Genomic DNA, 6,437 nt, shown 5'->3' on the forward strand with positions numbered 1-6,437 from the left:
GGTCATCGGTGGCCTCGTCGTCAGTGGCCTGGTCATCAGTGGCCTCACATTCGGAAGACGCCGAAGCCGCCGCGTGCGCCCTCGACCGGTGCCGTGTGGATCGCGGACAGGCACAGCCCGAGGACCGTGCGGGTGTCGCGGGGGTCGATGACCCCGTCGTCGTAGAGCAGGCCGGAGAGGAAGTGCGGCAGCGACTCGGACTCGATCTGCGCCTCGACCATGGCCCGCAGCCCGGCGTCGGCCGCGTCGTCGTACGATTGCCCCTTCGCCGCCGCCGACGCCCGTGCCACGATGGACAGGACGCCTGCGAGCTGCTGGGGCCCCATGACGGCGGACTTGGCGCTCGGCCAGGCGAACAGGAACCGCGGGTCGTAGGCCCGCCCGCACATGCCGTAGTGGCCGGCGCCGTAGCTCGCCCCCATGAGGACGGACAGGTGCGGGACCTTCGAGTTCGACACCGCGTTGATCATCATCGCGCCGTGCTTGATGATGCCGCCCTGCTCGTACTCCTTGCCGACCATGTAGCCGGTGGTGTTGTGCAGGAAGAGGAGCGGGATGTCCCGCTGGTTCGCGAGCTGGATGAACTGCGCGGCCTTCTGGGACTCGGCGCTGAACAGCACCCCCTGCGCGTTCGCGAGGATCCCCACCGGGTAGCCGTGCAGCCGCGCCCATCCGGTCACCAGCGACGCCCCGTACAGCGGCTTGAACTCGTCGAAGTCCGAACCGTCGACGAGCCGGGCGATCACCTCGCGCGGGTCGAACGGCGTCCGCAGGTCGCCCGGGACGATCCCGAGCAGTTCCTCGGCGTCGTACTTCGGCGGTTCCGCCGGGCCGGGGTCCGCGTGGTGCTTGCGGTGGTTGAGGCGGGCGACGATCCGGCGGGCCTGCCGGATCGCGTCGGCCTCGTCGACGGCGTAGTGGTCGGCGAGGCCGGAGACGCGGGCGTGCATCGCCGCGCCGCCGAGGGACTCGTCGTCGCTCTCCTCGCCGGTCGCCATCTTCACCAGGGGCGGGCCGCCGAGGAAGACCTTCGACCGCTCCTCGATCATCACCGTGTGGTCGGACATGCCGGGGACGTACGCCCCGCCGGCCGTCGAGTTCCCGAAGACGACCGCGACCGTCGGGATCCCGGCGGCGGAGAGCCGGGTGAGGTCGCGGAAGAGCGCCCCGCCGGGGATGAAGATCTCCTTCTGGGAGGGCAGGTCGGCGCCGCCGGACTCGACGAGCGAGATCACCGGCAGCCGGTTGGCGTACGCGATCTCGTTGGCCCGCAGCGCCTTCTTCAGCGTCCACGGGTTGGAGGCGCCGCCGCGCACGGTCGGGTCGTTGGCGGTGATCAGGCACTCGACGCCCTCCACGACCCCGATGCCGGTGACCAGGGACGCCCCTACGGGATAGGAGCTGCCCCAGGCGGCGAGCGGGGACAGTTCCAGGAAGGGCGAGTCGGGGTCGACGAGGAGCTCGATCCGCTCGCGGGCGAGCAGCTTGCCGCGCCCGCGGTGCCGGGCGGTGTACTTGTCGCCGCCGCCGGCGAGCGCCTTGGCGTGCTCGGCGTCGAGCGCGGCGAGCTTCTCCAGCATCGCGGCGCGATGCTCCTGGTAGTCGGGTCCGCCGGTGTCGAGGGCGGAGGCGAGGACGGTCACGCGGGTCCCTCCGGGAGGTCGGGGTGGGTCGGCGGTGGCCCGTCCGGGCCGCCGGGACGGCTGTCCGCCAGTAGTCCTTCCGGGCCTCCGGGGCCGCTGCCCGCAGGAAGTCCTTCCGGGTCGCCGGGAGGACGGACCGGCGGAGGCTCCACCGGGACTTCGGTCCGGCCCGCCGGGACTTCGGTCCGGCCCGCCGACGAAGGCCCCGCCGGAACGTCCGGGCCTCCGGGGCCGCCGGCCGCCGGCAGGAGTTCCGGGTCGGCGGCCCGAGGCCCCTCCCGCGCATCGGTGCGCCGGGCCGGCAGGAGTTCCGCCGGTACGTCCACGTGCCGGGAGCGGAGCCATTCGCCGAGGGCCTTGGCCTGGGGGTCGAAGCGGGCCTGGGAGGCGACGCCCTCGCCGAGGATCCCGGCGACCGTGAAGTTCACCGCCCGCAGGTTCGGCAGCACGTGCCGGGTGACGGCCAGGTCCGCCGTCTCCGGCAGCAGCGCGCGGAACCGGTCGACGGTGAGCGTGTGGACGAGCCACCGCCACTCCGCCTCCGTCCGCACCCACACCCCGACGTTCGCGTCCCCGCCCTTGTCGCCGCTGCGGGCCCCCGCGATCCGCCCCAGCGGCACGCGGACGGTGGGCCCCGGCGGCAGCGGCTCGGGAAGGTCCGGCGGGGGTACGGGTTCCAGGGCGCGGGTCGCCTTCGGTACGGGCACGGCGACACGGGTCCCGTCGGGCAGCACCGCCGTGTGCGGGACGTCCCCGGCGGGCACGTACGCCGTCTCGAAGACCCCGTAGGGGGCGCCCCGGCCCGGCGGGGCGGTCACGTGGAAGCCCGGGTAGCTGGCGAGGGCCAGTTCGATCGCCGCCCCCGTCAGGGTCCGCCCCACCTTCTCGGGGTCGGGGTCGCGGACGACGAGCCGCAGCAGCGCGCTCGCGGTCTCCTCCGTGCCGGCGTCCTCCCGGTCGGTGCGGGCGAGGTCCCAGCGGACGTCGGCGGGCGGGTCCTGCGCCAGGGCGTCGTGGATCTGCTCGCGGACGAGCGCGGCCTTCGCCGCCACGTCGAGGCCGGTGAGGACGAAGACGACCTCGTTGCGGTGGCCGCCGAGCCGGCAGCGCCCGACCTTGAGGGCGGGCGGCGGCGCCTCGCCCCGCACGCCGTCGATCCGCACCCGGTCCGGCCCCTCCTGCGTCAGCCGCACCGAGTCGAGCCGGGCGGTGACGTCGGGTCCGGCGTACCGGGCGCCGGCGGTCTCGTACAGCAGCTGCGCGGTGACGGTGCCCACGTCGACGATCCCGCCGGTGCCGGGGTGCTTGGTGACCACCGCCGACCCGTCCTCGTGGACCTCGGCGAGCGGGAAGCCGGGCCGCAGCAGCAGCTTCGCGTCGTGCTCGCGGAAGAAGGCGTAGTTGCCGCCGGTGGCCTGCGCGCCGCACTCCAGGACGTGTCCGGCGACGACGGCCCCGGCGAGCCGGTCGTACTCCTCCGGTCCCCACCCGAACCACCACTGCGCGGGCCCGGTGACGAGCGCCGCGTCCGTCACCCGCCCGGTGACGACGACGTCCGCGCCGGCCTCCAGACAGGCCGCGATGCCCGCCCCGCCCAGGTAGGCGTTGGCGGTCAGCACCCCCGCCTCGCCGGGCAGCCGGTCGCCCTCGACGTGCGCGACCCGCGTCGGCAGGCCGAGCCTCCCGGCGAGGCCGCGCAGCGCCTCCGCGAGCCCCGCCGGGTTCAGTCCGCCGGCGTTGGCGACGATCCGCGTGCCCCGGTCGTGGGCGAGCCCGAGGCCCTCCTCCATCTGCCGCAGGAAGGTCTTGGCGTACCCGGCGGACGGGTCCTTCAGCAGGTCACGGCCCAGGATCAGCATGGTCAGCTCGGCGAGGTAGTCGCCGGTGAGCACGTCGAGCCGGCCGCCGGTCAGCATCTCGCGGACGGCGCCGAACCGGTCGCCGTAGAACCCGGAAGCGTTCCCGATCCTCAACACGCTCACGACGCCGCCCCCTTGGGGCCGCGCCCCGGTCCCGCCGGACCGGCGAAGGCCTGCGCGATGCCGAGCCAGTGCTCCGCGTCCGGCCCCTCCGCGCGCAGCGCCGTGTCGTCCCGGTGCACCCGCTGCGTGACGAGCAGGCAGAACTCGACCGCGTCCCCGCTCACCCGCTGGGCGGCGTCCTCGGGGCCGTACGCCCACGACTCCCCTCCGGGGCCGGTGAGTTCGACCCGGAACGGTTCGGCGGGCGGCTGCTCGCCGCGCACCAGGTACGCGTAGTCACGGGCCCGGTGGCCGATCCAGGCCACGTGCCGCAGCCGGGCGGTCGGCCGCCGTACGACTCCGAGGGCGTCGGCGACGTCCTGCCCGTGCGCCCAGGTCTCCATCAGCCGGGCCGTCGCCATCGCCGTGGCGCTCATCGGCGGCCCGTACCAGGGGAACCGCCCGCCGGGTGGCACCTGCCGCAGCGCCTCGTCGAGGAGCCTCCGCCCCTCCCGCCATCGCGCGAGCAGCTCGGCGGGCGGCAGCGCGGCGCCCTCCTCGGCCCCGTCGTCGACGAACCGCTCGGGCGCGGCCAGCGCCTTCTCCACCTCCGCCGCGAACCCCTCGGCGTCCGTCACGGCGAGCAGCGCGGCCCGGTCGGTCCAGGCGAGGTGGGCGATCTGGTGGGCGACGCTCCAGCGCGGCGCGGGCGTCGGGAGCCGCCACCGCTCGTCGCTCGACTCACGGACGATCGCGTCGAGTTCATCGCCTTCGGCACGGAGATCGGCGAGAACGTCGGCGGGGTCGGACACGGTGCGCTCCCCTCGGGAGGACGGGCCTGAGGAGTCGGAGCATGGCAGCGATCGCGAAAACAATCAAGCGTGCTTGCTTGAAAACAACGGGGGGCGTGGCCGATGAGTTTCGCGGACACCCCCGGTCCTGGAACATGAAAACGACAGCAGGAACTCCGAGAACCGAGGCACCGACATGCGCACTCTCATCAGCTCCGCCTTCGTCTCCCTCGACGGCGTCGTCGAGGCCCCCGGCGGCGAGGAGGGCTACCGCAACGCGGGCTGGACCTTCAAGGACATCGACTTCGTCCCGGAGGCGTACGAGATCAAGGGCCGCGAGCAGCAGGAGGCGACCGCGATGCTGCTGGGCCGCGTCAGCTACCAGGCCTTCAGCCCGGTCTGGCCCGGCATGGCGGACTTCGCCGACTACAAGGAGATGCCGAAGTACGTCGTCTCCACCACGCTCACCGACGACGACCTCGTCTCCGACTGGGGCCCGACCACGATCCTGCGCACCCTCGACGAGGTCGCCGCCCTCAAGGAGACCGAGGGCGGCCCGATCATCGTGCACGGCAGCGCGACCCTCGACCGCGCCCTCGCGGACGCGGGCCTGATCGACCGCTACCACCTGCTGGTCTTCCCGCTCCTCCTCGGCGCAGGCAAGCGCCTCTTCAGCACCGCCGACAAGGACGCGCAGAAGCTGCGGCTCGTGGAGCACGAGACGTACTCCAACGGCATCCAGAAGCAGGTCTTCGACGTGGTCCGCTAACCCTGCCGCGCCCGGCGGCGCGGGCGGGGCAGGAGCTCGCCGCCGCAGTTGGGGCAGGTGCCGGACATCTCCTGCGCGCAGGGGACGCAGAAGGTGCACTCGTACGAGCAGATCCGGGCGTCGCCGTCGGCGGGCAGCCCGGCCGCCCCACAGCGCTCGCAGCGGTCGCGCATCTCCAGGGCCATGTGGCTCCCCCTCGTTCCCGTTCGTTCCTCGGCGGCGTGTTCCCACCTCAATGATCAAGGAGCGCGGAAGGCCGAAAAACAGCGGACCGGCCAGATCTCGACAGGATCGGGCCGGTCCGCTTCGTCTTCGGTCGTGGGCGTGCGGGGCGAGGGCGCGGGGCGGGAACGCTACTTGGGGTCCTTGCCGAAGGTCCTGGTGGACCAGACGTATCCGAGGACCGTGAGGCCGGCGCACCAGGCGAGGGCGAGCCACCCGTTGTGGCCGATCCCGGTGCCGAGGAGGAGGCCCCGGAGGGTTTCGATCGCCGGGGTGAAGGGCTGGTACGCGGCGATGGGCTGGAACCAGCCGGGCATCTGCTCGATCGGCACGAAGGTGCTGGAGATGAGCGGCAGGAAGATCAGCGGGAGGGCGTTGTTGGAGGCGGCCTCGGCGTTCGGCGAGACCAGGCCCATGCCGACGGCGATCCAGGTGAGCGCGGTGGCGAAGGCGACCAGGAGACCGAAGGCGGCGAGCCATTCGAGGGCGGTGGCGCCGGTGGAGCGGAAGCCGATCGCGACCCCGACCGCCCCGACGAGGACGACGCTCGCCACCGACTGCAGGACGCTGCCGACCACGTGCCCGATCAGCACGGACGGCCGGTGGACGGCCATCGTCCGGAAGCGGGCGATGATCCCCTCGTTCATGTCGTTGGCGACGGAGACGGCGGTGCCGATGGTGGTGGAGCCGATGGTCATGAGCAGCAGCCCCGGCACCAGGTAGGCGACGTACGCGGAGCGGTCCGCGCCGCCCGTCCCGGCGCTCATCACGTCTCCGAAGATGTAGACGAAGAGCAGGAGCAGCATGATCGGCGTCAGCAGCAGGTTCAGGGTGAGCGACGGGTAGCGGCGGGCGTGCAGGAGGTTCCGCCGCAGCATGGTGGACGAGTCGCGGACGGCGAGGGACAGGGTGCTCATCGGACGGGCTCCTTCGGCTGGGCGGGGAGGGCGGCGGTCGAGTCGGTGAGGGCGAAGAAGACGTCGTCCAGGTCCGGGGTGTGCACGGTGAGTTCGTCCGCTTCGACGCCGGCGGCGTCGAGCCGGTCGAGCAG

5 protein-coding genes and 2 pseudogenes are annotated in these 6,437 nt (G+C 73.3%); 1 reads left to right on the top strand and 6 read right to left on the bottom strand.

Annotated features, from left to right (window positions below; genetic code table 11):
• Positions 1 to 44 precede the first annotated feature (44 nt).
• From ACFZCF_RS10700 to ACFZCF_RS10710, 3 genes and pseudogenes are all read right to left on the bottom strand, one after another.
• Complete coding sequence (locus ACFZCF_RS10700) at positions 45 to 1,643, bottom strand: carboxyl transferase domain-containing protein (protein ID WP_391285948.1); 1,599 nt, start codon at positions 1,641 to 1,643, stop codon at positions 45 to 47.
• Positions 1,644 to 1,945: 302 nt separating this feature from the next.
• Positions 1,946 to 3,625: pseudogene (locus ACFZCF_RS10705) on the bottom strand (acyclic terpene utilization AtuA family protein); the annotation flags it as partial.
• Positions 3,622 to 4,416, bottom strand: a complete 795-nt coding sequence (locus ACFZCF_RS10710) for a TIGR03084 family metal-binding protein (protein ID WP_391285950.1) — start codon at positions 4,414 to 4,416, stop codon at positions 3,622 to 3,624. The pseudogene ACFZCF_RS10705 and the gene ACFZCF_RS10710, both read right to left, overlap by 4 nt.
• A 175-nt stretch (positions 4,417 to 4,591) precedes the next feature.
• Between ACFZCF_RS10710 and ACFZCF_RS10715 the strand changes: the two genes are divergently transcribed.
• Complete coding sequence (locus ACFZCF_RS10715) at positions 4,592 to 5,164, top strand: dihydrofolate reductase family protein (protein WP_391285952.1); 573 nt, start codon at positions 4,592 to 4,594, stop codon at positions 5,162 to 5,164.
• Here the strand turns inward: ACFZCF_RS10715 and ACFZCF_RS10720 are convergent.
• The 3 genes and pseudogenes from ACFZCF_RS10720 to ACFZCF_RS10730 form a co-directional block, all read right to left on the bottom strand.
• Complete coding sequence (locus tag ACFZCF_RS10720) at positions 5,161 to 5,349, bottom strand: DUF1272 domain-containing protein (protein ID WP_388438277.1); 189 nt, start codon at positions 5,347 to 5,349, stop codon at positions 5,161 to 5,163. The genes ACFZCF_RS10715 and ACFZCF_RS10720 overlap by 4 nt on opposite strands.
• Before the next feature lie 168 nt (positions 5,350 to 5,517).
• Positions 5,518 to 6,303 carry an ABC transporter permease gene (locus ACFZCF_RS10725; RefSeq protein WP_388438280.1) on the bottom strand — a complete coding sequence of 262 codons (786 nt, stop codon included), beginning with the start codon at positions 6,301 to 6,303 and terminating at the stop codon, positions 5,518 to 5,520.
• A pseudogene (locus tag ACFZCF_RS10730) lies at positions 6,300 to 6,437 on the bottom strand (ABC transporter); the annotation flags it as partial. The pseudogene ACFZCF_RS10730 and the gene ACFZCF_RS10725, both read right to left, overlap by 4 nt.

Origin of the sequence: Streptomyces sp. NPDC007945, from assembly GCF_042958885.1 — a bacterium.
In the GTDB taxonomy this organism is placed as follows: domain Bacteria; phylum Actinomycetota; class Actinomycetes; order Streptomycetales; family Streptomycetaceae; genus Streptomyces.

Bases quoted from the DNA above. Each gene is read 5' to 3' on its own strand.
- ACFZCF_RS10725 (WP_388438280.1), bottom strand. From the start codon at position 6,303: ATGAGCACCCTGTCCCTCGCCGTCCGCGACTCGTCCACCATGCTGCGG.
- ACFZCF_RS10720 (WP_388438277.1), bottom strand. From the start codon at position 5,349: ATGGCCCTGGAGATGCGCGACCGCTGCGAGCGCTGTGGGGCGGCCGGG.
- ACFZCF_RS10715 (WP_391285952.1), top strand. From the start codon at position 4,592: ATGCGCACTCTCATCAGCTCCGCCTTCGTCTCCCTCGACGGCGTCGTC.